At 72.3% G+C, this 22,653-nt stretch carries 23 protein-coding genes and 3 pseudogenes; 14 read left to right on the top strand and 12 right to left on the bottom strand.

Going from position 1 to position 22,653, the window contains the following annotated elements:
• Nucleotides 1–4: 4 nt before the first annotated feature.
• The 3 genes from ACQ86L_RS10475 to ACQ86L_RS10465 are packed head-to-tail and all read right to left on the bottom strand — an operon-like array spanning nt 5 to nt 2,406.
• The gene (locus ACQ86L_RS10475; RefSeq protein WP_434318825.1) at nt 5–907 is read right to left on the bottom strand and encodes a phosphoribosylaminoimidazolesuccinocarboxamide synthase; all 903 of its coding nucleotides are present in this window, start codon (nt 905–907) and stop codon (nt 5–7) included.
• Between the two features lie 27 nt (nt 908–934).
• On the bottom strand, nt 935–1,684 hold the full coding sequence (locus ACQ86L_RS10470) for an SDR family NAD(P)-dependent oxidoreductase (RefSeq protein WP_434318824.1): 750 nt from the start codon (nt 1,682–1,684) through the stop codon (nt 935–937).
• Nucleotides 1,681–2,406 carry a hypothetical protein gene (locus ACQ86L_RS10465; protein WP_434318823.1) on the bottom strand — a complete coding sequence of 242 codons (726 nt, stop codon included), beginning with the start codon at nt 2,404–2,406 and terminating at the stop codon, nt 1,681–1,683. The genes ACQ86L_RS10470 and ACQ86L_RS10465 overlap by 4 nt, the downstream gene beginning before the upstream one ends.
• Before the next feature lie 54 nt (nt 2,407–2,460).
• On the opposite strand from ACQ86L_RS10465, the gene ACQ86L_RS10460 reads away from it, so the two are divergent.
• The gene (locus ACQ86L_RS10460) at nt 2,461–2,940 is read left to right on the top strand and encodes a MarR family winged helix-turn-helix transcriptional regulator (protein WP_434318822.1); all 480 of its coding nucleotides are present in this window, start codon (nt 2,461–2,463) and stop codon (nt 2,938–2,940) included.
• A gap of 93 nt (nt 2,941–3,033) precedes the next feature.
• Here the strand turns inward: ACQ86L_RS10460 and ACQ86L_RS10455 are convergent, their stop codons facing one another.
• Both ACQ86L_RS10455 and ACQ86L_RS10450 read right to left on the bottom strand, forming a co-directional pair.
• Entirely contained in the window at nt 3,034–3,366 is a 333-nt protein-coding gene (locus ACQ86L_RS10455; protein WP_434318821.1) for an SHOCT domain-containing protein, read from the bottom strand.
• An 11-nt stretch (nt 3,367–3,377) separates the two neighbouring features.
• Nucleotides 3,378–3,845 (bottom strand): DUF6325 family protein, encoded by a 468-nt coding sequence (locus tag ACQ86L_RS10450; protein ID WP_345833606.1) that lies wholly within the window; start codon nt 3,843–3,845, stop codon nt 3,378–3,380.
• Between the two features lie 166 nt (nt 3,846–4,011).
• On the opposite strand from ACQ86L_RS10450, the gene ACQ86L_RS10445 reads away from it, so the two are divergent.
• Nucleotides 4,012–5,256 (top strand): FAD-binding protein, encoded by a 1,245-nt coding sequence (locus ACQ86L_RS10445; RefSeq protein WP_434318878.1) that lies wholly within the window; start codon nt 4,012–4,014, stop codon nt 5,254–5,256.
• 90 nt (nt 5,257–5,346) lie between these two features.
• Here ACQ86L_RS10445 and purD read toward each other — a convergent pair.
• Nucleotides 5,347–6,608: pseudogene (purD, locus tag ACQ86L_RS10440) on the bottom strand (phosphoribosylamine--glycine ligase).
• Between the two features lie 125 nt (nt 6,609–6,733).
• Here purD and ACQ86L_RS10435 point away from each other — a divergent pair.
• The 11 genes and pseudogenes from ACQ86L_RS10435 to ACQ86L_RS10385 all read left to right on the top strand — a co-directional run bounded on the left by ACQ86L_RS10435 (nt 6,734) and on the right by ACQ86L_RS10385 (nt 16,195).
• On the top strand, nt 6,734–7,090 hold the full coding sequence (locus tag ACQ86L_RS10435; protein ID WP_434318820.1) for a sterol carrier family protein: 357 nt from the start codon (nt 6,734–6,736) through the stop codon (nt 7,088–7,090).
• A 62-nt stretch (nt 7,091–7,152) separates the two neighbouring features.
• Nucleotides 7,153–7,623 carry a hypothetical protein gene (locus tag ACQ86L_RS10430; RefSeq protein WP_434318819.1) on the top strand — a complete coding sequence of 157 codons (471 nt, stop codon included), beginning with the start codon at nt 7,153–7,155 and terminating at the stop codon, nt 7,621–7,623.
• A 32-nt stretch (nt 7,624–7,655) separates the two neighbouring features.
• A complete protein-coding gene (purF, locus tag ACQ86L_RS10425; protein WP_434318818.1) occupies nt 7,656–9,242 on the top strand; it encodes an amidophosphoribosyltransferase in 1,587 nt (528 codons plus the stop codon).
• Nucleotides 9,243–9,279: 37 nt separating this feature from the next.
• Nucleotides 9,280–9,909, top strand: a complete 630-nt coding sequence (locus ACQ86L_RS10420) for a carbonic anhydrase family protein (protein WP_434318817.1) — start codon at nt 9,280–9,282, stop codon at nt 9,907–9,909.
• A complete protein-coding gene (locus tag ACQ86L_RS10415; protein WP_434318877.1) occupies nt 9,807–10,070 on the top strand; it encodes a carbonic anhydrase family protein in 264 nt (87 codons plus the stop codon). Before ACQ86L_RS10420 ends, ACQ86L_RS10415 begins: the two co-directional genes overlap by 103 nt.
• Before the next feature lie 22 nt (nt 10,071–10,092).
• A complete protein-coding gene (gene purM / locus ACQ86L_RS10410) occupies nt 10,093–11,214 on the top strand; it encodes a phosphoribosylformylglycinamidine cyclo-ligase (protein WP_434318816.1) in 1,122 nt (373 codons plus the stop codon).
• Nucleotides 11,215–11,379: 165 nt separating this feature from the next.
• The gene (locus tag ACQ86L_RS10405) at nt 11,380–12,645 is read left to right on the top strand and encodes a Calx-beta domain-containing protein (protein WP_434318815.1); all 1,266 of its coding nucleotides are present in this window, start codon (nt 11,380–11,382) and stop codon (nt 12,643–12,645) included.
• Nucleotides 12,629–13,677 (top strand): annotated as a pseudogene (locus tag ACQ86L_RS10400) (ABC transporter ATP-binding protein). Before ACQ86L_RS10405 ends, ACQ86L_RS10400 begins: the two are co-directional and overlap by 17 nt.
• Entirely contained in the window at nt 13,674–14,417 is a 744-nt protein-coding gene (locus tag ACQ86L_RS10395) for an ABC transporter permease (protein WP_345833615.1), read from the top strand. Before ACQ86L_RS10400 ends, ACQ86L_RS10395 begins: the two are co-directional and overlap by 4 nt.
• Nucleotides 14,418–14,448: 31 nt before the next feature.
• Nucleotides 14,449–15,534, top strand: coding sequence for a sensor histidine kinase (locus tag ACQ86L_RS10390; protein WP_434318814.1), 1,086 nt, complete (start codon nt 14,449–14,451; stop codon nt 15,532–15,534).
• A 52-nt stretch (nt 15,535–15,586) separates the two neighbouring features.
• Nucleotides 15,587–16,195, top strand: a complete 609-nt coding sequence (locus ACQ86L_RS10385) for a response regulator (protein ID WP_434318813.1) — start codon at nt 15,587–15,589, stop codon at nt 16,193–16,195.
• A 79-nt stretch (nt 16,196–16,274) separates the two neighbouring features.
• Here the strand turns inward: ACQ86L_RS10385 and ACQ86L_RS10380 are convergent, their stop codons facing one another.
• Nucleotides 16,275–16,520, bottom strand: a complete 246-nt coding sequence (locus tag ACQ86L_RS10380) for a DUF3073 domain-containing protein (RefSeq protein WP_434318812.1) — start codon at nt 16,518–16,520, stop codon at nt 16,275–16,277.
• 150 nt (nt 16,521–16,670) lie between these two features.
• On the opposite strand from ACQ86L_RS10380, the gene ACQ86L_RS10375 reads away from it, so the two are divergent.
• Nucleotides 16,671–17,732 carry an NAD(P)-binding domain-containing protein gene (locus ACQ86L_RS10375; RefSeq protein ID WP_434318811.1) on the top strand — a complete coding sequence of 354 codons (1,062 nt, stop codon included), beginning with the start codon at nt 16,671–16,673 and terminating at the stop codon, nt 17,730–17,732.
• Nucleotides 17,733–17,809: 77 nt separating this feature from the next.
• Here ACQ86L_RS10375 and ACQ86L_RS10370 read toward each other — a convergent pair whose 3' ends face one another.
• The 5 genes and pseudogenes from ACQ86L_RS10370 to ACQ86L_RS10350 form a co-directional block, all read right to left on the bottom strand.
• Nucleotides 17,810–19,156, bottom strand: a complete 1,347-nt coding sequence (locus tag ACQ86L_RS10370) for an amylo-alpha-1,6-glucosidase (protein WP_434318810.1) — start codon at nt 19,154–19,156, stop codon at nt 17,810–17,812.
• Nucleotides 19,157–19,272: 116 nt separating this feature from the next.
• Nucleotides 19,273–19,803, bottom strand: a pseudogene (locus ACQ86L_RS10365) (glycogen debranching N-terminal domain-containing protein); the annotation flags it as partial.
• Nucleotides 19,800–20,606 carry a Type 1 glutamine amidotransferase-like domain-containing protein gene (locus ACQ86L_RS10360; protein WP_434318809.1) on the bottom strand — a complete coding sequence of 269 codons (807 nt, stop codon included), beginning with the start codon at nt 20,604–20,606 and terminating at the stop codon, nt 19,800–19,802. The pseudogene ACQ86L_RS10365 and the gene ACQ86L_RS10360, both read right to left, overlap by 4 nt.
• Nucleotides 20,603–21,520 (bottom strand): carbohydrate ABC transporter permease, encoded by a 918-nt coding sequence (locus ACQ86L_RS10355; RefSeq protein ID WP_434318808.1) that lies wholly within the window; start codon nt 21,518–21,520, stop codon nt 20,603–20,605. Before ACQ86L_RS10355 ends, ACQ86L_RS10360 begins: the two co-directional genes overlap by 4 nt.
• Nucleotides 21,517–22,650, bottom strand: coding sequence for a carbohydrate ABC transporter permease (locus tag ACQ86L_RS10350; RefSeq protein WP_434318807.1), 1,134 nt, complete (start codon nt 22,648–22,650; stop codon nt 21,517–21,519). The genes ACQ86L_RS10355 and ACQ86L_RS10350 overlap by 4 nt, the downstream gene beginning before the upstream one ends.
• Between the last annotated feature and the right edge of the window lie 3 nt (nt 22,651–22,653).

Below are 22,653 nucleotides of genomic sequence, written 5' to 3'. Positions count from 1 at the left end.
GCCCCTACCTCCCGGTCAACCGCTCCAGCAGCTCCCGGTATCGCGCGGCAGTGCGCTCCACCACCTCGGCGGGGAGCTCGGGCGGCGTGCCCTGCTTGTCCCAGTTGGCGGCGAGCCAATCGCGGACGATCTGCTTGTCGAAGCTCGCCATCCGCGCGGACGGGGTCGCGGCCGTGGCGAACACGGTGGCGTCCCAGTAGCGGCTGGAGTCGCTGGTCAGCACCTCGTCCGCGAGCGTGATCTCTCCGGTGGCGCGGTCGGCGCCGAACTCGAACTTCGTGTCCGCGATGATGACGCCGTGCTCCTCGGCGATGGCCGCGCCGCGCGCGTACACCTCCAGCGACAGCCGGCGGAGCTCGTCGGCGACCTCCGGGCCGACCAGCTCGACCGTGCGCTCGAAGCTGATGTTCTCGTCGTGTGCGCCGAGCGGGGCCTTCCACGCCGGGGTGTAGATCGGCTCCGGCAGCCGGTCGCCGTCCGTGAGCCCGGCCGGGAGCGGGACGCCGCAGACGCTCTGCGTCGCCTGGTACTCGGCCCAGCCGCTGCCGGTCAGGTAGCCCCGGACGACGCACTCGATCGGGAACATGTCCAGCGGCTTCACGAGCATCGCGCGGCCCGCGACCTCGGCCGGGATCCGCTCGACGACGCGGTCTCCCTCCAGCGCGTGATCCGGGATGAGGTGGTTCGGGACGCTCGCCAGACGGTCGAACCACCACAGGCTCAGCGTCGTAAGCAGTTCACCCTTGCCCGGGATGCCGGGCTCGAGAACGTGGTCGAACGCGCTCACCCGGTCGGATGCCACGACGAGGACGGCGGCCGTGTCGTCCAGCCCGTCGGCCCCCTCGGGGACGTAGAGGTCGCGGACCTTCCCGGAGTAGATGTGCTTCCAGCCTGCCAGTTCGCTCACCCGTCCATCGTAGGGGTCGCGCCGGCGTCAGATCGTGCGACCGCCGTCGACCGCGAGCACGTCGCCCGTCACATACGAGGCCGCAGGCGACGCCAACCACGCGACGGCCGCGGCGACCTCCTCCGGCGTACCCATCCGCCCCACCGGCACGTACCCGCCGATCCGCTCGCGCGTCGCGTCGTCCAGCCGGAGGTTGCCGCCGGACATGATCGGGCCCGGCGCGACCGCGTTCACCCGGATGCCCGACCGCGCCTCGTCCAGCGCCGTCGTCAGGGTCAAGCCGATCACCGCGTGCTTCGCCGCCGCGTACGCCGACATCCCGGGGGCGCCGCGGGTCCCGGCTGTGGACGTGATGTTCACGATGGCGCGCGGTCCGGCGGAGGCCCGCAGCGCCAGCACCTCGGCGCGCATCGCGACAGCCACCGTGCGGAAGTTCACCGCGATGATCTGGTCGAACACGTCCGCGGGCATGTCCGCGAGCGGGGTGGGCATGTGGCCGCGGCCCACGTTGTTCACGGCGACCGAGAGCCCGTCGCCGAGCCCGGCCGCCGCGGCGATGGCGGCCTCCAGCGCGTCGTCGTCGGTGGCGTCGAGCGGGAAGGTCTCCGGGCAGGCGATGCCGGACGCGACGAGCTCGTCCTGGAGGGTGCGCAGTGCGTCGGCGTCACGTGCGGCCGGGGCGATGAGGAGGCCGTCTGCGCCGAGCGCCCGGCAGATCGCGTTGCCGATGGCTCCGTTCGCGCCGAGGACGAACGCGACGCGAGGCACCTCACTCACGGCCGCACCTCCTCGCGCGTCCCCGCCCGATCCCGCACCTCGCGCCGGTCCGACGGCAGTAGGAACCCGGCCGCGATCAGCCACGCGATCCCCGCGAAGCGCCCGATCGGGATCAGGAACTGCAGCGGCTCCACGGCCAGGGACAGGAAGGACAGCTCCGAGAGCGCCGCCACCACCAGCCCCGCCCACGCCAACCAGCGCGGCAACAGCCCGAGGATGACACCGGGCACCGCCATCCCGGCGATCAGCAGGCCGAGGCCGACGACGTAGCCGACGCCACCGGAGACGAACGCCAGGAACGAGAACGTGAGCGCCAGGCGCGGGTCCGACGTCAGCTCGGGGCGGCTCAGCAGGTAGGTGCCGAACGCCGACACAATCAGCAGGATCGACGCGGTGAGGCCGCCCGTGAAGCCGATCGCCGGGCCCGGGACGCGCACCCCGAGACGTTGCAGGCGGACGAACGCGGTGGCGGCGTAGATGCCGAGGGGCACAGCGGAGCCGAACTGCAGCATCGCGGCGACGCGGATGGCCGCCCAATCAGCGTGGGCGTGCGCGGCGACCGCGTCCGCGCCGGCGAACGGCGAGAGGAACGCCCCCGCGCCGGACAGCGCGAACCCGACGATCAGCGCGAGCAGGAACAGGCCGGCGTGGATGACCGCGAGGATGCCCAGGGGCGGGCCGTCCGGTCGGCGACGACGGGGAGTCGGTTGGATATCGTTCATAATTGAAATGATTACACTGTGTAATCGTTACGCGCAAGCGCTATTCTGGATTCTGTGACATCCCTCCCACAGCGCGCCCGCCGCGGCGCACCGCCGCGCACGGCGTTCCTGCTCGCCCAGCTCGGCGCGGATGCCGCGGACCGTTTCGCCGAGCGTGTCGCCGCCCTGGGCCTGACGCCACGGGAGGCCGGCGCGATCCGCGTGCTCGGGCGGCGCCAGGGGCTCAGCCAGCGCGAGCTCGCGGAGCAGCTCGGGACGGTCCCGAGCCGGCTGGTCGCGCTGGTCGACGAGCTCGAGGCGAAGGGGTTCGTCGTCCGCGAGCGCAGCGAGGGCGACCGCCGCAACAACGTGCTCACCCTCGCGCCGGACGGTGAGCGGATGCTCGCGCGGCTGCGGGAGGTCGCCGAGGCGCACCAGGGTGATGTGCTGTCCCCGCTGGACGACGACGAGCAGGTCGCGCTCGCCGCGCTGCTCGCGAAGCTCGCCGCCGCCTCCACCGTCCCGCCCGACGGCCACCCCGGCTTCCGCCGCTGAGCCGACCACCCACTGAGCCGAGGGGTACGTAAACGCCCCTAAAACGGCGTCTTAGGGGCGTTTACGTGCCCCTCGACGGGGCCGGTGTGCGCGTCAGGCCAGGAGCTTCGCTTTCGCGGCGGCGAACTCCTCGTCCGACAGGATCCCCTGCGAGTGCAGGGTGGCGAGCTGCTGGATCTTCGCCATCATGTCGTCAGCGGGAGGCGCCGCCGCGGCCTGCTGCTGCGCCGCCGCCTGCTGCGCCGCCTGCTGCATCTGCGCCTGCTGCTGCTCCTGCTCGTACGCCTGCTGCTCGTACTTGTCCTGCTGGCGCTGCGCCTGCCGCCGCTGCACGTTGCCCGACACGGCGGTCGCCGTCCCGGCCACGACGGCCGTGCGGGCCGCCATCCCGATCAGTCCCGGGCGTCCCATTCGTCCCAAAGGCATGTCCCCACTCCTCAGCTCTCGACCGTCTCGACATCGGCGTCGGACTCCGCGTAGTCCTCGAACTCCCCGGCCACGACCGCGTTGACGACCGGCGCCGGGATGCGCTCGCTGTGGACCACCAGACCGCCCGCCTGGAAGAACTTGCTGGCGAGGTCCTTCGCCCAGAGGTGCTCGATGACCAGGATCGCGCCGGTCGTGCCCGGCTCGATCAGCTCGGCGATCGAGTCCACGTCCTCCGCCCCCGCGAGGCCGCCGGCGTCCAGGGTGATGTCGGCCATGCCGATCTCGTCGCCGATCTCCTCCAGCTCCACGATCTCGATCCCGCCGTCGGCGTGACGCATCACGAACAGGAGGTCGAGCAGCCGGACCGTGCCGCTCTCCACCAGGTCGAGGATGGCCTGGACCACCCCGGGCGACGGTCTGTCGTTGTCGAACTGGGCGACGATGAACTCCGCCGGGCCGTACTCGAATTCAGCCATCTCACGCCTCCGTCAGCGGGCCGGTCCCGCTTTCACGGCAGACGATACACAGCCGTACTCAGCCCGGCAATGACCGATTTCCGGCCGCGCGCAGGCGCGAGATGTGCACGGTCACATCCCTAGACTGGGACCCTGCGGACACCGCCGTCGACGTCGAGAAGGGACCCTGGTGGAGAAGAACTGGGCAGGAAACCACGAGTACCGCGCGCAGCGGATCGCGCGCCCGACCAGCGTCGAGGAGCTGCGGGAGGTCGTGACGGGCGCGACCTCGGTGCGGGCGCTCGGCAGCCGGCACTCGTTCAACGACCTGGCCGACACCGACGGCGTGCTGGTCAGCACGGCGGGCCTCCCGGCGGACATCCGCATCGACGCGGAGGCGCGCACGGTGACCGTGGGCGGAGGCGTGCGCTACGGCGACCTCGCCCGCGAGCTCCAGGCGGCGGGCTGGGCGCTGCACAACCTCGCGTCGCTGCCGCACATCTCCGTCGCCGGCGCGATCGCGACGGCGACGCACGGCTCGGGCGACCGCAACGGGAACCTGTCGACCGCGGTCGCCGCGCTGCGCATCCTCACCGGTTCGGGCGAGCTCGTGGAGTTCGCGCGCGGCGACGCCGGCTTCGAGGGCGCGGCGGTCTCGCTCGGCGCCCTCGGGGTGGTGACGGAGGTCGTGCTCGACATCCGGCCGACCTTCGACGCCCGTCAGCGCCTGTTCGGCGACGTCCCGTGGGAGGCCGTGACCTCGCGGCTCGACGAGGTCACGTCGGCGGCGTACAGCGTCTCCCTCTTCACGACCTGGGACGAGGAGACCGTCTCGCTCGCCTGGCTGAAGGAGCTGGACGGCGCGGAGACGACGATCGGCGACGACTTCTTCGGCGCGCCCGCTCTCACGGAGGCGCGGCACATGATCGCGGCGATGGACGTCCGCAACACGACGGAGCAGCTCGGAGTGGTCGGCCCGTGGAGCGAGCGCCTCGCGCACTTCCGGTTCGAGTTCACGCCGTCCAACGGCGAGGAGATCCAGTCCGAGTACCTGGTGCCGCGGGCGCGGGCGGTGGAGGCCATCCAGGCGGTGCGCGAGCTCGCTCCGTTGATCGCGCCGCTGCTGCAGATCAGCGAGATCCGCACGGTTGCGGCCGACGACCTGTGGTTGTCGAGCGCCTACGGCACGGACGTGGTCGGCCTGCACTTCACGTGGTTCCGCGACCAGGCCGGCGTGGAGGCCGTGCTCCCGGCGCTGGAGGCCGCGCTGCTGCCCCTCGGCGCCCGCCCGCACTGGGGCAAGCTGTACCTCGACGTCGACGGCGTCGTCCCCGCGCTCTACCCGCGCCTGGACGCCTTCCGCGCCCTAGCCGCCTCCCTCGACCCCGAGTCCCGCTTCACGAACCCCTTCCTGACCCGCCTCCTCGCGTAGCCACTCCGCATCCAACAATTCCGGAGTTGTGTACGCCTCTAAACGGCGTGTTGCGTACACAACTCCGGAAGGGATGGAGGCCCGGCTGCGTCAGGAGTGCGCGACGCGGGCGGCGATGTCGGTGCGGTACTGCGCGCCGGGCAGGTGGATGCGCGCGACCGCGTCGTACGCGCGCTCGCGCGCCTCGTCAAAGGTCGTGCCGCGCGCGACGACCGAGAGCACACGGCCCCCGGTCGCGAGCAGCGCGCCGGTCGCGTCATCCAGGGCGGTCGCGGCGTGCGCGATGGTGACCTCCGGGACCTTCGCCGCCTCGTCCAGCCCCGAGATCGGCCGCCCGGTCTGCGGCGCCTCCGGATACCCCTCGCTCGCGAGCACCACGGTGACGGCGGTGTCGAGCGCGAACTCCGGCCGCGGCATCCCGGACAGCTCGCCCGTCGCCGCCGCGTACAGCAGCGACGACAGCGGCGTCACCAGCCGTGGCAGCACGACCTGCGTCTCCGGGTCGCCGAAGCGCGCGTTGAACTCGATCACGCGGATGCCCTTCGACGTCACGATCAGCCCGCAGTAGAGGAGGCCGATGAACGGCGTCTGCTCGGCCGCGAGCTGCCGGACGGTCGGGAGGGCGATCGTGTCGATGACCTCGTCCACGAAGTTCTCCGGCAGCCAGGGCAGAGGCGAGTAGGCGCCCATCCCGCCGGTGTTCGGGCCGGCGTCGCCGTCGAGGAGGCGCTTGTAGTCCTGCGCCGGGCTGAGCGGGAGGACGGTGTGGCCGTCGCTGACCAGGAACAGCGACACCTCCTCGCCGTCGAGGAACTCCTCGATCAGCACGCCGCCCTGACCGAGGTAGTGGCGGGCGTGCTCGACGGCCGCGGCGCGGTCGGAGGTGACGATGACGCCCTTGCCCGCGGCCAGTCCGTCCGCCTTCACGACGTAGGGTGCGCCGAACTCGTCCAGCGCGCGCTCGGCCTCGGCGAGGGTGCTCGCCCGGGCGGCCCGGCCGGTCGGGACGCCGGCCTCCTCCATGATCCGCTTCGCGAAGGTCTTGGAGCCCTCCAGCTGCGCGGCTGCACGGCCGGGGCCGAACACCGGGATGCCGCGCGTGCGCAGCGGGTCGGCGACGCCGGCGACCAGGGGGCCTCCGGGCCGATCACGACGAGCTCGATGCCGTTCTCGATCGCGTACTCGGCGACGGCCGCTCCATCCAGCGGGTCGAGGCCGGTCTCGACGGGGACGTCGGCGGCGATTCCGGCGTTGCCGGGGGCCGCGATGATCGCATGCCCGGCCTCCTCGGCCAGGAGCGCAGTGATGATGGCGTGCTCGCGGGCACCGGAACCCAGAACCAGAATCTTCACCCGACCCATGCTAGAGGGCGCGGCTGACCCGCCGTCGATTCCGGAGTTGTGCACGCTGGGGCGCGGCGTGTCGCGTACACAACTCCGGAAACGATGGTCGGGGGGCGGGTGCGAGGATGGGGGGCATGGCGAGAGCGAAGATCAGCGACGAGGTCGGCGGCGCGGCGGTCCGCGGCGCGCTGGCGGAGGGCGCCGACCGGAACACGACCGCGACGGCCGTGCGCTACCTCCTCCAGCTCCTGGCCGAGCGGGCGCCGGGCAACACCGTGGAGGTGCGGGTGCCGCCGTTCGGCGCCGTGCAGTGCATCCCCGGCCCGCGGCACACCCGCGGCACCCCGCCGAACGTGATCGAGACCGACGCCGCGACCTGGCTGGCGCTGGCCTCCGGGAGCCTCACCTGGGACGCCGGGATCGCGTCCGGCTCCGTGCACGCGTCCGGCCAGCGGGCGAGCCTGGAGGGCCTCCTTCCTCTCCGCTTCTGACAGCGCCCGAAGCCCGCGTCGCAGTGGGCATCCGCTCAGTTACGGTGCGCGACAATGGAGGCATGAGCTCGAACCCGGAGGAGTCCGCCGTGCCCGAAGAGGCGCACGCCGCCGCCGCCGAACCAGGGCAGCCCGCCCCCGACCCGGAGGTCGACGCCACCGTCACCGAGGCCGAGGTGCGCGTCCACCGCTCGCCGCGCTACTTCCGCTTCATGCTCACCGGCGCCGTCGTCTTCGGCATCATCGCGCTCATCCTCACCTTCGCGTTCCCCGCGAACCCCACCTACGACCGCGGCCAGGTCTTCGGCTTCCTGCTGGCGATCTGCGCGACGATCGGCGTCGCCGTCGGCGCGCTGGTCGCTCTCCTGATCGACCGCGCGGTCACCCGCCGGGCGCGCACCGTCCAGGCGGATAGAATCGACGTGCGCCTTCCCGACGCCGGCGCCGAGCTCGACACCGAGCGCGGCGCGGAGCCGGGTCCACGACCGGACGACGCGCAGAGCAACGGCTCCCGCCCGTCCGTCGACAGCTGAACATCCCGACACCCTGACGAAAGGGGCCCGCTGTGGCCGGAGGCGACGGTCGCCTGAGTCATGATCTTCTGCCCGGTGAGAAGGGGCCGCAGGACGCCTGCGGTGTCTTCGGAGTGTGGGCGCCCGGCGAGGAGGTCGCCAAGCTCAGCTACTTCGGCCTCTACGCCCTGCAGCACCGCGGGCAGGAGTCCGCGGGCATCGCGACGAGCGACGGCAGCAAGATCCTCATCTACAAAGACATGGGTCTGGTCTCCCAGGTCTTCAACGAGAACGCGCTCAACTCGCTGACCGGCCACATCGCCGTCGGCCACACGCGCTACTCCACTACCGGCGCCTCCAGCTGGCAGAACGCGCAGCCCACCCTCGGCCGCACCTCCAGCGGAACCGTCGCGCTCGGCCACAACGGCAACCTGACCAACACCGCCGAGCTCATGCAGCTCGTGCACGACCGCTACCCGCAGCTCGACGGCGAGCTGTCCCGCGGCAACACGACCGACACCGCGGTGGTCACCGCGCTGCTCACCGGCGACCTCGACCACACGCTGGAGGCAACGGCCCTGGAGGTCCTGCCCCGGCTGCGCGGCGCCTACTGCCTGGTCTTCATGGACGAGCACACCCTGTACGCCGCGCGCGACCCGCAGGGCGTCCGCCCGCTGGTGCTCGGCCGCCTGGAGCGCGGCTGGGTGGTGGCCTCCGAGACTGCGGCGCTCGACATCGTCGGCGCCAGCTTCGTGCGCGAGGTGGAGCCGGGCGAGCTGATCGTGATCGACGAGAACGGCCTCCGCACCCAGCGGTTCGCCGCCGAGAAGCGCGCCGGCTGCGTCTTCGAGTACGTCTACCTCGCCCGCCCCGACACCACCATCGCCGGCCGCGGCGTCTACGAGGCCCGCGTCGAGATGGGCCGCCAGCTCGCCCGCGAGCACGAGGTGGAGGCCGACCTGGTCATCCCGACGCCCGAGTCCGGCACCCCGGCGGCGATCGGCTACGCGCAGGCGTCCGGCATCCCGTTCGGGCAGGGCCTGGTCAAGAACTCCTACGTCGGCCGCACCTTCATCCAGCCGTCGCAGACCATCCGCCAGCGCGGCATCAAGCTCAAGCTGAACCCGCTGAAGGAGGTCATCAAGGGCAAGCGACTCGTGGTGGTCGACGACTCGATCGTGCGCGGCAACACGCAGCGCGCGCTCGTCTCGATGCTGCGGGAGGCCGGCGCGGCCGAGGTGCACGTACGCATCTCCAGCCCGCCCATCACCTGGCCGTGCTTCTACGGCATCGACTTCGCCTCCCGTGCCGAGCTCATCGCGACCGGCCTCGGCGTGGACGAGGTCCGCCAGTCGATCGGCGCGGACTCGCTCGGCTACCTGTCGGAGGACGGCATGATCGCCGCGACCGAGCAGCCGCGCGAGCGCCTCTGCACCGCGTGCTTCACCGGCGTGTACCCGATCGAGCTGCCGGACGCGCACCACCTGGGCAAGAACCTCCTGGAGCGTCCGGAGGAGCGCGCGGCGACCGTCGCGGACACCGACGACGGCGCGGACGCGACGAGCGACGGCTGCGAGCCGGGTCCGGACTCGGAGTACGAGCGCCTGATCGCGTTCGGCGACCCGGGGCGCCAGGAGTAGGCGCCCCGACACAAATTTATGATGTAACGTTTCCCGGGTGACTCCAGCTCCACCCCGCCGCCCCGCCGCGTTCGTCGTCGCAGCCCTGGTCGCCTTCGGAACGGCCGGCTGCTCGGCTCCCGCGGGGACGAGCACGCCGACCCCGACCCTCACCTCGTGGTCGTACAGCGGGGCGGACGGCCCGGGGCACTGGGCGGGGGTCGCTCCCGCCTGCGCCGACTGGGCCGCCGCCCGGCAGTCGCCTGTCGACATCGTGACCGCCGAGCTGGAGCCCGACGGCTCGGCCGCGCCGGTCGGGGTGCACTACGGTCCCACCCCGTTCGAAGTCGAGGACAACGGACATGCGATCGAGGCCGTTCCCCGGGACGCGGAGGCGGGCTCGATCGAACTCGGCGGCAGGATCTATCAGCTGAAGCAGTTCCATTTCCACGCCGCGAGCGAGCACACCGTGGACGGGGTGCACGCCGACGCGGAGCTGCACCTGGTGCACCGGGCGCCCGGCGGGGAGGTCGCGGTGCTCGGCGTCCTCCTGACGGAGGGGAGAGCAACGCTGCGCTCGGCGACCTGCACGACAGCTCCGGGGCTGCGAACGCCGGGCCATCCGTCATCGACCCGGCTGCGCTGCTTCCCGCCTCCGGCGCGAGCGCCCGCTACACCGGCTCGCTGACCACCCCGCCCTGCACCGAGGGAGTCAGCTGGAACGTCTTCCTCACGCCCACCACGCTCTCGAAGGCGCAACTCGACGCACTGACCGGCGCCCACCCGGCGAACCACCGCCCGGTCCAGCCGCTGCACGGCCGCACGGTGACCGCGGTCGGCGCGGGGTAGGAGCCCCGGATACGATGGAGCGGTGACCGACCCCACCGCATCCTCGTCCTCTTCCTACGCCGCCGCCGGCGTCGACACCGCCGCGGGCGACCGCGCCGTCGAGCTGATGAAGGCCGCGGTCGCGCGCACGCAGGGCCCGCAGGTGCTGGGCGGGGTCGGCGGCTTCGCGGGCATGTTCGACGTGTCCGCGCTGAAGGCCTTCCGCCGCCCGCTGCTCGCCACCTCCACCGACGGCGTCGGCACCAAGGTCGCGATCGCGCAGGCGCTCGACAAGCACGACACCATCGGCCAGGACCTGGTCGGGATGGTCGTGGACGACATCGTCGTGGTGGGCGCGCGTCCCCTGTTCATGACCGACTACATCGCGTGCGGCAAGGTCGTCCCCGAGCGGATCGCTGCGATCGTCGCCGGGATCGCCCGCGCCTGCGAGGAGACCGGCACCGCGCTGGTCGGCGGCGAGACCGCCGAGCACCCCGGTCTCCTCGGCCCGGACGACTACGACGTCGCGGGCGCCGCGGTCGGCGCGGTGGAGGCCGACGAGCTGCTGGGCGCCGAGCGCGTCCGCGACGGCGACGTGGTGCTGGCGCTGGCGTCGTCCGGCATCCACTCCAACGGTTTCTCGCTCGTGCGGCACATCCTCGCGCAGCGCGGCATCGCCTTCACCGACCGGCTGGACGAGTTCGGCGGCACCGTAGGCGAGGCCCTCCTGGAGCCGACGCGCCTCTACACGTCTCCGCTGCTGCGCGTGCTGGAGGCCTCGACGCTCGCGGGCGCCGTCCACTCGCTCAGCCATGTCACCGGCGGCGGCATCGCCGCGAACCTGGCGCGCGTCCTCCCCGTCGGCTCGTGGGTGGAGGTCGACCGCTCGACCTGGTCGCCCCTCCCGGTGTTCCGCGTGCTGAGCGACCTGGCCGGCAGCACCCTGGAGTCGTCGGAGGGCACCTGGAACCTCGGCATCGGGATGTTCGCCGTCGTCGCCCCGGAGGCCGCCGACGTGATCGCGGCCGCGATCACCGCGGGCGGCATCCCGACCTGGCGGGCCGGCGTGGTCTCCACGACCGCGCGTGACCTGGCCGGCTTCGAGCAGGGCGCCAAGGGCGTCGATGGCGGCGCCGTCCGCCTGGTCGGCACCTACGCAGGCTGAGCCCCGCGGCTAACGGAGGACTTCTCCCTCAATAACGGGCAGATTACCTCCGTTGACCGCCATCCGGCCCCTCCGGCCGCCTGATCTCCTCCGTTCGCAAGCCCGCACGACGTGACCCGTTCGTGGAGGCGCGGGGGGTCGCGGCGTCCCGCTAGAGTGGCCGCTGTGACCCCCCATGCCAGCCTCCGCTTGGCGTGTGCGCTGGGGGCGGCGCTCGTCGCCGTGGCGCTCGCGGGGGCGCCGGCGTTCGCGACACCGACACCGACGCCGACTTCAGCGCCGACTTCGGCGGCGCCGACTGCGTCCGACGCGCTCACCCCGCTCGTCGATTGCGTGCAGGACGCCCCGCTCGGTGCCGTGACCTCGCGCACCGTGGTCCTCGGTTACTGGTCGTCGGCCTCCGCCCCGGTCACGCTGACTCCCGGCTCCGGCGGCGACGACCTCTCACCGGGCGCCGCCGACCGCGGCCAGCCCTCATCCTTCCTGCCGGGCGAGCACCACGGCGCGTGGCTGCTGACGGTGGATGCCGCAGCCGAGCCGTCCCTGATCTGGACGCTGGGCGGCCGGTCGGTCACCATCGACGCCTCCGCCCCGGCCTGCACCGACGCCACCGCGATCGTGCTCAGCGCACCGGCGACGACCTCCGGCACCGTCGCCGTGTCCGCGACCGTCACCCGCTTCCTGCTCGGGCCGCCGGAGGCCGGGACCGTCGACTTCGCGATCGACGGGACCGCCGCCTCGACCGCGCCCGTCGGCGCTGGCGGTGTCGCACGCGCCGACCTGACCGCCCCGGCCGGCCCGCACACGATCACCGCGACCTTCACTCCCGCGAGCGGCTCCACCCTCCGCCCCGCGACGGCCACCGCGCCCGTCACCGTCACCCCGCCATCCGGCGCACTCTCGGTCGCGGCCGACAGCGTCGTCGCCGGCAGCACGTCCGTCACCGTCCACGTCACCCGCACGGGCGCCGCCCCGGTCACCGTGGACTTCGCGACCGTCGACGGCACCGCGCACGCCGGGCCCGACTACGTCGCCGCGTCCGGCACCCTCGCGCTCGCCGCCGGCCAGGCGGCCGCGACCACGACGGTCAGCCTGCCCGCCCGCGCGCCCGGCTCGCCGGCCTCCGTGTTCTTCGTGGTCCTGCAGCACGCGACGGCGGACGTCAGCGGCGCCGTCACGATGGTGTCGCTTCCGGCGGTCCCGGCCGCGGCCCCGGCGTCGGCCGCCGTGGGAGGCACGGGAGGCGGCGGTGCGGCCGGCGCGGCCTCCGCGCTCCCACAGGGCGACCCGACCGCGCACACGCCGCTCGCGAGCGCGCCGGTCGGCCAGGACCTCCTGCTCCTCCTCGCCGCCGGTCTGATCACGGTCGGCGGCGTCGCGGGCGTCATCGGCCTCTTCCGGTCGGTGCGCCCCCGTGACGGTCTGGTCTGACACGGCCCATGACAAACGTCACGCCGAATCCCTGACGCGCCCCTGCGCGGCCCCGCCGCCCGCCCGGCACTCTGAAACGGTGAACACCTCACCAGCCATCCGCCTCAGCGGCCTCCGCAAGACCTTCGGGTCGCTCACCGCCGTCGACGGCGTCGACCTCACCGTGAACGCGGGGGAGGTCATCGCCCTCCTCGGCCCCAACGGCGCGGGCAAGTCCACCACCATCGACCTCGCGCTCGGCCTGGCGCGTCCGACCGCCGGCACCGCCGAGCTGTTCGGCGGCGACCCCCGCGCGGCGATCCGGGAGGGGAGGTCGGTGCGATGCTGCAGGGCGGCGCGCTGCTCCCCACCCTGACCGTCGCGGAGTCCGTGGCGCTCGTCGCGTCGGCGCACCGGCATCCGCTCAGCGTCGCCGAAGCCCTCGAACGCGCCCGCTGCACCGAGATCGCCAAGCGGCGCGTCGCCAAGCTGTCCGGCGGCCAGATGCAGCGCGCGCGGTTCGCCGTCGCCGTCGTCTCGAACCCGGACCTGCTGTTCCTCGACGAGCCGACCGCGGCGATGGATGTGGAGGCCCGGCGCACTTTCTGGCTCTCGATGCGGGAGTTCACCGACCAGGGCCGCACCGTCGTCTTCGCGACGCACTACCTCGACGAGGCCGACGCCTACGCCGACCGGATCGTCATGCTCGCCCGCGGCCGGGTGGTCGCCGACGGCACCCCCGCCGAGGTGAAGGCCGTCGTGTCCGGACGCCGGATCGCCGCCACCGCCGGCTTCGCCTGGACACCGGAGGTCGCCGCAGCGCTCGGCGCCCTCCCCGGCGTCCGCTCGGTCGACCAGCGCAACGGCCGCCTCACGATCGTCAGCGACGACTCCGACGCCACCCTCCGCGCCCTCCTCGCCGCGCACGACGACCTCCACGACATCGAGGTCACCGCGCACACGATGGACGACGCGTTCCTCGCCCTCACCGAGTCGCGCGACGACGCGACCGCGCCGACCCCGCACACTCTCTCCGAAGGAGCACTCCGATGAGCATCGCCTACCTGGGCCGCGAGTCCCTGCGCCAGCTCAAGAACATGCGCGCCATGATCTTCACCCTCGCCGTCCCGCTCGTCATGCTGCTGGCCTTCGGCGGCACGTTCGGCGGCCGCGGGCAGGTCGACGCCGTCACCCACCTCCCGTGGATCGTCGTCACGACCATCCAGGTGTCCGCGTACGGCGGCATGATGGCCGCCCTCTCGCAGGCGTTCAACATCGTCACCGAGCGCTCGCTCGGCTGGAACCGGCAGCTCCGGGTCACCCCGCTCACCGGCACCGGCTACCTGATCTCCAAGCTGGTGGCGGCCCTGGCGCTCGCGCTGCTCAGCATCGTGGTCATCGTCGGGGTGTCGATCGCGCTCTACCACCCGGTCCTCCCTGCGATGAGCTGGATGCTTGCCTGCCTGGCGATCTGGGCCGGCGTCGTGCCGTTCGCCCTCCTCGGCATCCTGATCGGTCAGTTCGCCAAGCCGGAGTTCGCGCAGCCGCTGTTCATGGCCGTGTTCATGGGGATGGCCGTGCTGGGCGGTCTGTGGATCCCGCTGCAGATCTTCCCCGCCTGGGTCGCGAACGTCGCACAGGCCGTCCCGTCGTACTGGCTGAACCGGGTCGGGCAGCTCGGCGCGCTGCAGAGCGGCGACGCCCTCACACCCGCGCTCGTGCTGACCGCGTGGACGCTCGCCCTCGGCGCGCTGATCGTGTGGCGCTACCGGCGCGACGCGGCGCGCGGCTGAGCCGGGGCGCCGGCTGGCTAGGGTTAGGGACGTGTTCAGCAGCGAGGTCGAGGAGTACCGGCCCACCGGGGTGTGGGCACGGCTGACGCATCGCTCGGCTTACCGCTGGTACCCGGGCGCGGTGATCGGCCTGCTCTACCAGATCTCCGTGATCGCGGGCCTCTGGACGTCGTCCGGCGCCCTCAGCACGAAGATCGTCGCGACCGCGCTCCTCGCGGTGGTCTACGTGGGCTTCCTGGCCCTCCCGCCGATCCTGTGGTGGGAGAGCGAGCGGACCCGGCTGATCGGCGTGCTGGCCTACTTCGCGCTCACGCTGACCCTCCTCCCGTTCATCGGCGTCGACACGCTCTGGACCTGGGTCTACGTGGCGTGCGTCGCCGGGATGTCGATCGCGCGCACCTGGGTCGCGAACACCATCATCGGTTCCCTCGGGGCCGTGCAGGTCATCGTGTTCCTGCTCACGGGCACCTTCGCGGAAGCCTGGTTCATCGCCCTGATCACGGTCTCGATCGGCATCATGATGAGCGCGTTCGCCCGCCAGATCGACACGCTGCGGAGACTGCGGAACGCGCAGGGAGAGATCGCGCGGCTGGCCGTCGTAGACGAGCGCGCCCGGTTCTCGCGCGACATGCACGACGTCCTCGGCCACTCGCTGACCGTGGTGACGGTGAAGTCCGAGCTCGCACGCCGGCTGATCCCCGTCGACCCGCGGCGCGCGGAGGACGAGCTCGCCGACATCGAGCGCCTCACCCGCTCGGCACTCGCCGACCTGCGCGCGGCCGTCGCCGGCTACCGCGAGATGAGCCTGTCCACCGAGCTCGCCGCCGCCCAGGCGGGACTGGCTGCCGCCGACATCCAGGCGCACCTGCCGCGCAACGGCGAGGACGTCGCGCCCGAGCTGCGCGAGCTGTTCGGCTGGGTGCTGCGGGAGGGCGTGACGAACGTGATCCGGCACTCGGGCTCGCGCAACTGCTGGGTGACAGTGGAGCCGGACGTCCTGCGGATCGAGGACGACGGCCGGGGGCGGCCCCGCTCGGCGCGGAGCGGCGCGAGCTCGTGCGCGGGTCCGGGATCGCCGGGCTCACCGACCGGGCGCGCGAGTTCGGGGCCGCGGTGACAGTCGAGGCCGGGCCGCGCGGCGGGACCCTACTGACGGTGAGGAGGACCGCGTGACCATCCGCCTGCTGCTCGCCGACGACCAGGCCCTCGTCCGCGGCGCCCTCGCCGCCCTCCTCGCCCTCGAAAGCGACCTGGAGGTCGTGGCGCAGGTCGGCCGCGGCGACGAGGTGCTCGACGCCGCGCGCACCTCCGCCGCCGACGTCGCGTTGCTCGACGTGGAGATGCCCGGGCTCGACGGCATCCAGGTCGCGGCGCAGCTCGCGCGTGACCTGTCGTCGTGCCGCTCCCTGATCGTGACGACCTTCGGCCGCCCGGGCTACCTGCGGCGGGCGATGGAGGCCGGCGCCGCGGGGTTCATCGTGAAGGACACTCCCTCCGGCCAGCTCGCCGACGCCGTCCGCCGCGTCGCCTCCGGCCTGCGCGTCGTCGACCCCGCGCTGGCCGCCGAGTCGCTGGCGTCAGGGGCCTCGCCGCTGACGGTGCGGGAGGCCGAGGTTCTCGCGGTGGCGGGCCAGGGCGGGACGATCACCGACATAGCACGCCGCCTCCACCTCAGCGACGGGACCGTGCGCAACCACCTGTCGAGCGCGATCGGCAAGACGGGCGCCCGCAACCGCTCCGAGGCGGTCGCGATCGCGACGCGGCAGGGGTGGCTCTGAGCGCGCGGACGTTCGGTCGACGGATCGTCAGCGGGTCACGCCGCCCGCTCGGGTGATCGCGGGGATGACCTGGTCGCGCTCAGGCGCGCTTGGGCGTCTCGGACTCGGTGTCCTCGTACTCGTCCTCGTCGGCGTCGTCGTACCCTGAGGTGTCGTCGTCGCCATCCGGGTCGTAGTCGGCCCACGCGTCGTACTGGTGCTCGTCGTCGTGGTGGGAATGTCCGGTGAGCTCACGCTCGAGCGCGTCGTAGTTGACGTTCGGGCTGAACGACTTCAACTGACGAGCGATCTTGGTGTGCTTTGCCTTTTGACGGCCGCGCCCCATGCGTGACCCCCTTTTGGTCCTGCCCGGGGAATGGCACCCGGGGATCCAACAGAAATAGTGAAAACTAGCGTCGAGTTTAGCATGGTGACCCTCGTGGACCCCGAGTTCCCGCACAGCGTCGGATGATGGAATGAGCGCGTGATCAGTGGCATGACCGACACCCAGGTGGTGATCGTCGGCGCCGGGCAGGCCGGGCTGGCGGTCGCCTACTACCTGCGCCGGTTCGAGCTGGTCCCCGGACAGGATTTCGTCATCCTCGACCGCGGCCCGGGCACCGGCGGAGCCTGGCAGCACCGGTGGGACGCGCTGCGTCTCGGCAGCGCCCACCACGTGAACGACCTCCCAGGGATGGCGGAGCTGGGTCTCAGCTTCGAGACCGCCGACCGCGCCCTCCCGGCCAAGGACATCGTCGCCGGCTACTACCGCCGCTACGAGGAGCACTACGGCCTGGAGGTGCAGCGGCCGGTGACGGTCTCGCGCGTGTACGACCGGGGCGCGGACCTGGTGGTCGCGCACGACCGCGGCGAGACGCGCACCCGGGTCGTCGTGAACGCGTCCGGCACCTGGGGGGCGCCGTTCATCCCGTGGTATCCGGGGATGAACGACTTCGCGGGCCGTCACGTACACACGTCGTCGTACGTGTCGGCGGAGGAGCTCGCCGGGCAGGCGGTCGTGGTGGTCGGCGGCGGGACGAGCGCGATCGGCTTCCTGCTGGAGCTGGAGGGCGTCGCCGAGAGCCTGACCTGGGCGACGCGCCGCCCGGTGGACTTCCGCAACGAGTCGGAACTGACGATCGAGGGCGGCGTGGCCGCGGTCTCCGCCCAGGACGCGGCGGCCCGCGCGGGCCTGGCGCTGCCCAGCATCGTGAGCGGAACGGGCGTGCCGCGCACGCGCCGCGTCGCGGCCGGGATCGACCGCGGGCTGCTCGTGGAGCGGGAGATGTTCTCCCGCATCGAGCCAGACCGCGTCGTCTGGGCGGACGGCTCGGCGACGAAGGCGGACACGATCATCTGGGCGACCGGCTTCCGCCCGGAGCTGAGGCACCTCGCGCCGTTGAAGCTGCGCGAGAAGGCCGGCGGCCTCACGGTGGCGTCCGGTGCCTCGTGGCAGGACTCGCGCATCTTCCTGGCGGGCTACGGCCCGCAGGCGAGCACGATCGGCGCGAACCGCGCCGGCCGCGTCATCGCCCGCCAGATCATGGCCCAGATCTAGCCCTGTTCGACGTCGGATTCGTGCCGAATGTCGCTTTTCGCCGCGGCTAAGGCGACATTCGGCACGAATCTGCGGGGTCAGACCTCCAGGTCGCGGGGGGCGCCCGCGAAGCGGAGGCCGCTGACCCGGATGCCGCCGGCGCCGGGCGTCGGGCGGACGTCGAGCGAGCCCGTCTGAGCGTCGGCGCGGAGGCCGAGGCGGGCGGAGAGGACCGCGACCGCCGCGGCCGCCGACCAGGCCTGCGGGCGGCAGGCGGCCGGGTACGGGATCGGCGCGCTGCTCTGCTCGGCGGAGTCGCCCGAGTGGAGTTCGGGCATCCGGTAGCCGAAGCCGTCCGCCGCGGCCAGCAGGCCGTCGGCGAGGAGGTCGGCCTCTGCCGTGTGGCCGTCACGCGACAGCCCCACGATCGCGATCGCGGTGTCGTGCGCCCAGACCGAGCCGCCGTGGTAACTGAGCGGCCAGTAGCCGCCGGAGTCCGTCGACATCGTGCGCAGACCGTAGCCGGACGATAGCTCGGGCGACGCCAGCCGGCGCGCGATCACGGTCGACTGCTCCGGGGTGAGGATGCCGGTGCCGAGCAGGTGGCCGATGTTGCTGGTGACCGTGTCGACCTTGCGCTTGGCGGCGTCGAGCGCGACGGCGGGGTAGGCGCCGGCCGGGTCGTCGATCCAGAACGTCTCGGCGAAGCGGGTCTTGAGCTGCGCGGCCCAGTCGCGCCACTCGTCGGCGCCCTCCAGGCCGAACGCGTCGAGCAGCTCGGCGCCGCCGACTGCGGCCTCGTAGGCGTAGCCCTGGACCTCGCAGAGCGCGATCGGACCGTCCGCGAGGGTGCCGTCCTTCCACTGAATGGAATCGCCGGAGTCCTTCCAGCCCTGGTTGGCCAGGCCGTGACCGGTGGTGTCCACGTACTCGAGGAAGCCGTCGCCGTCGCTGTCGCCGTAGTCGCGCATCCAGGCGAGCGCCGCCTGCATCGCGGGCAGCAGCTCGCGCACCTCGTCGTCGGGCAGGCCCCACTTCCACGCGTCGTGGAGGAGGCTGATCCAGAGCGCGGTCGCGTCGACCGTGCCGTAGTAGAGCGGCGGCAGCACGACGCCCTCGCCCGGGATGGTGAGCGCGGCCGGCCGCAGCTCGTGCATGATCTTGCCGGGCTGCTCGGCGGTCTCGGCGACGGTCTCCGTGCCCTGGAAGTGCGCCAGCACGCGGAGCGTGGAGGCGGCGAGGTCGGTGCCGAGCGGCAGCAGCAGACGCGCGGCCCACAGCGAGTCGCGGCCGAAGAGCGTGAAGAACCAGGGGCGCCGGCGGCGAGGAAGGTGTCGTCCGGGCGCGCGGTGGTGGACATCCGCAGCGACTGGAGGTCGGCGAGCGCCCGGTCGAGCCAGGACGCGAGGCGGGAGTCGCCCGTGGTGGCCCGGAACGCGGCCCACTCGGCCGAGGGCGCCGCGCCCGCGACGACCGCGGTCGGGTCGTCCACGTCGATGGTCCACCCCAGTGCGACCTCGCCGTGAGCCGGCACCTCGACGTCCCAGACGAGCGCGGCGTCCTGGCCGTCGACCGCTACGCGCGCCTCGGGCGCGACCAGCCGCGCGGTCACGGGGCCTGAGCGGAAGACGACGCCCTCCTCGGCGGATTCGGCCGACACGGGGTGCTCCGCGCCCGCCAGCCCGGCCTTGATCGTCTGCATGGGCGTGAAGTCGCCGCGGACCGCGACCTCGACGGTCGTCGCGATCGGGGTGCGGAGGGCGTTGCGCAGCACGATCCGCTCCCGCAGGCTCCCCGCCACGACCGTGCGCGTGCGGTCCAGCCGGACGCGCGGGTCGGCCGTGGCATCGTCGATCCGGCGGGCGAGCAAGGTGAAGACCGCGCTCGCGGCGTCGGGGCCGGCGGTGGCGATGTGCTCGGGCACGTCGCCGCCGACGGTCAGGAGGATGCGGTCGAGCACCCGGAGGTCCGAGTGGAAGAACCCGTGGATCCCGCCGCCGTCGATGGCGCCGTCCGCGGCGGACCAGGCTTGGCTGGGCGCGGTGAGCACCACGACGCTGTCGTGCAGCAGGGGTTGGAGCGGCTGGGTCATCGTGGCGTTCGCGCCTCCTCGATCGGGGATATGAGTGGGAGTGGGCATGTAGGGGATGGGAGCTCAGGGAGCACGCGCGGCTCGATCCGCGTCTCGGTCAGACCGCGCCGCCCATCGGCGTCCGTCGGCTGCACGTGCCAGACCGCCGCGCCCTCCCGCTCGGAGACGACGTCCACGAGCGTGGTGCCCTGGTAGACGAGCCCGGTGCCTTCTTCGAGGGCGTAGCCGCCCGGCAGTTCGCCGGAGGCGACCGCCGCCTGATGCGCCGGCCGCCTGCGCGGGTCGGAGTCGTAGTGCACCGCGAGCGAACCCGGCGCCAGGCCGAGCCCGTCGGCCAGCGCGGAGATGTCCGGGCCGCGGGAGGCCGTCGTGCCGCCCTCGTGCCAGCACAGGCCGCCCGCCGAGCCGCCCGCCAGCACGACGCCGCGCTGCCACGCCTCGGTCAGGATCTCGTCGAGCCCGTGGGCGCGCCAGACGGCCAGCAGGTTGAGCAGGCTCCCGCCGCTGACCCACACGACGTCCTGGGAGAGGATGTGCTCCCGCAGGTCCGGGGTGTTCGGGTGCGGGAAGAAGCGCACGTGGCTGGCCTCGACGCCCGCGAGGCGCGCGGCCTCCAGCTCGGCGCCCTCGACGTGCCGCTGGTCGCCGCCCGCGGTGTTGACATGGGTCACCCGGGGCCGGCGTCCGACGACCTGCGCCAGTTCGATCGCGTGGTGCAGGAGCGGCCCGTAGAGCGAGTCCGTCCAGTCTCCGGCGACCAGGCCTCCGCAGGTGGCCAGGATGGTCGGTGCGATGGCCGTCACTCCTTCACCGCTCCGTCGCTGGAGTTCATGATGCGGCGCTGGAAGACGAAGAACAGCACGGCGACCGGGATGGTCATGATCGCGGCGGCGGCGAGCTTGATCGGGTACTGGCTGCCCTGGCTGAGCTGGCCGCTCGCCAGGCCCGCGACGCCCTTGGTCAGCGTGGTGAGGGCCGGGTCCTGCGTCGACACGATGAAGTGCGCGAGCTCGTTCCACGACCCCTGGAACGACAGGATGATGATCGTGATGAGCGCGGGCCGCGCCATCGGCAGCACGATCGACCAGAACACCCGGAAGGTGCCTGCACCGTCGATGCGCGCCTGCTCCTCCACGCTCGCCGGGATCGACTCGAAGAAGCCCTTCATGATGAAGACGCCTGCCGCGTCCGTGAGCAGCGGCAGGATCATGCCGGTGTACGAGTCGTACATGCCGAGCTGGTTGATCACGAGGAACTTCGGGATGAGCAGCACGACCATCGGCACCGACATGACCGCGACCAGCGCGGCGAACACGAACCCGCGCCCGCGGAAGTGCAGCCGCGCGAGGGCGTAGCCGGCGAGCGAGTCGAAGAACACGCGGCCGAGGGTTACGAACACCGTGACGATCGCCGAGTTCATGAACCAGATCGGGAAGTCCGAGTTGAGGAACAGCTTCGTGTACGCCGCCGTCGTCCACACCTGGGGGATGAGCGACACCGGGTTGGCCGTCGCGTCCGCGTCGGTCTTGAACGACGTGGCCACCTGGATGAGGAACGGCATGATGTACACGACCGCGAGCACGACCAGGATGGCGTAGCTGACGGACGTAGCGGCGATGCTGCCGCTCGTGCGGCGGCGCCGGCGCACCGGACGCGGAGCCTGAGCGCCCGGCGAGGTCGCGGTGGCGGGGGAGGTGGTGGTCGTGGTGGCGGTCATCGCTGGCCTCCCTTCATGGCGGAGCCGGACGAGTTGTTCGGCGCGGTCGCCGCGATGACCAGCGCGTCGTACGGCCGCATGCGCCGCTTGGACACTGTGCGCTCGCGCAGCACCCAGCGCTGGAAGATCGTGAACAGCACGATGATGATGAACAGGATGAACGCGATCGCGGCGCCCTGACCCCACTCCTGATTCGTGAACGAGGTCTGGTACGAGAGGTACGCCGGGGTCAGCGTGGTCTTGCTCGGCGCGCCCTTGCTGCCGGTGTAGATCTGGTCGAAGACCTGCCAGCAGCCGATGAGGCCGAGGGTGAGGACGGTGAAGAGCGTCGGGCGGAGCTGGGGGAGGGTGATGCGCCAGAAGCGCTGCCAGCCGTTGGCGCCGTCCATCATGGCGGCCTCGGTGATGTCGCCGCCGAGGTTCTGCAGGGCCGCGATGAAGAGCAGCATGAACGTGCCGCTCGTGGTGAACACGGCCATGATGATGTACGCCGTCATCGCGACGGACGGCCCGCCCAGCCAGTCCCACCAGGAGACGCCGAGCAGCGTGTTCTGGGTGAGGGCGGCGGGCCCGCTGGTGACGCCGAACAGGCCGAGGAGGTTGTGGATGATGCCGCTCGGGTCGTTGAACCAGTTCGGCCCGTTGACGCCGAACCAGGAGAGCACCTTGTTCACCGCGCCCGTCGTGCTGAACAGGAACAGCCACAGCACGGTGATGGCGACCGAGCTGGTCACCGACGGGAAGTAGAAGGCGGTGCGGAAGAAGCCGCGCCCGCGAAGGACGGCCCGGTTGACGAGCACCGCGAGGAAGAGCGCGATGGCCGTCTGGATCGGGACGACCAGGACGACGTACCAGGCGTTGTTCTTCAGCGCCATGCCGAAGTCCGACTCGGCGAGCCCGCCGCCGGCCAGCAGGGTCGAGTAGTTCTTGAGCCCGACGAAGTTCACGTCGGAGGCGAAGGGGCTGCCGCGCCCTCCCCAGTCGGAGAAGCTGACCCACAGCGCCATGAGCACCGGGATGACGAGGAACACGCCGAGCAGCAGGATGACCGGGGCGGTGAACAACCACCCCGAGGCGGCCTCGCCGCGCCGGATTCCGGAACGGCGAGACCGACTCGTGGCTTGCGACATGGT

Source organism: Leifsonia sp. P73 (assembly GCF_051059105.1).
Lineage (GTDB): Bacteria > Actinomycetota > Actinomycetes > Actinomycetales > Microbacteriaceae > Leifsonia.
The sequence above is the reverse complement of the archived record's forward strand: the minus strand, read 5'-3'. Positions and strand labels throughout refer to the sequence as shown.

Excerpts from the sequence above, each read along its gene's own strand:
- ACQ86L_RS10465 (WP_434318823.1), bottom strand. The coding sequence starts at position 2,406 with ATGAACGATATCCAACCGACTCCCCGTCGTCGCCGACCGGACGGCCCG.
- ACQ86L_RS10455 (WP_434318821.1), bottom strand. The coding sequence starts at position 3,366 with ATGCCTTTGGGACGAATGGGACGCCCGGGACTGATCGGGATGGCGGCC.
- ACQ86L_RS10450 (WP_345833606.1), bottom strand. The coding sequence starts at position 3,845 with ATGGCTGAATTCGAGTACGGCCCGGCGGAGTTCATCGTCGCCCAGTTC.
- ACQ86L_RS10435 (WP_434318820.1), top strand. The coding sequence starts at position 6,734 with ATGGCGAGAGCGAAGATCAGCGACGAGGTCGGCGGCGCGGCGGTCCGC.
- ACQ86L_RS10430 (WP_434318819.1), top strand. The coding sequence starts at position 7,153 with ATGAGCTCGAACCCGGAGGAGTCCGCCGTGCCCGAAGAGGCGCACGCC.
- ACQ86L_RS10395 (WP_345833615.1), top strand. The coding sequence starts at position 13,674 with ATGAGCATCGCCTACCTGGGCCGCGAGTCCCTGCGCCAGCTCAAGAAC.
- ACQ86L_RS10380 (WP_434318812.1), bottom strand. The coding sequence starts at position 16,520 with ATGGGGCGCGGCCGTCAAAAGGCAAAGCACACCAAGATCGCTCGTCAG.
- ACQ86L_RS10375 (WP_434318811.1), top strand. The coding sequence starts at position 16,671 with ATGACCGACACCCAGGTGGTGATCGTCGGCGCCGGGCAGGCCGGGCTG.
- ACQ86L_RS10355 (WP_434318808.1), bottom strand. The coding sequence starts at position 21,520 with ATGACCGCCACCACGACCACCACCTCCCCCGCCACCGCGACCTCGCCG.
- ACQ86L_RS10350 (WP_434318807.1), bottom strand. The coding sequence starts at position 22,650 with ATGTCGCAAGCCACGAGTCGGTCTCGCCGTTCCGGAATCCGGCGCGGC.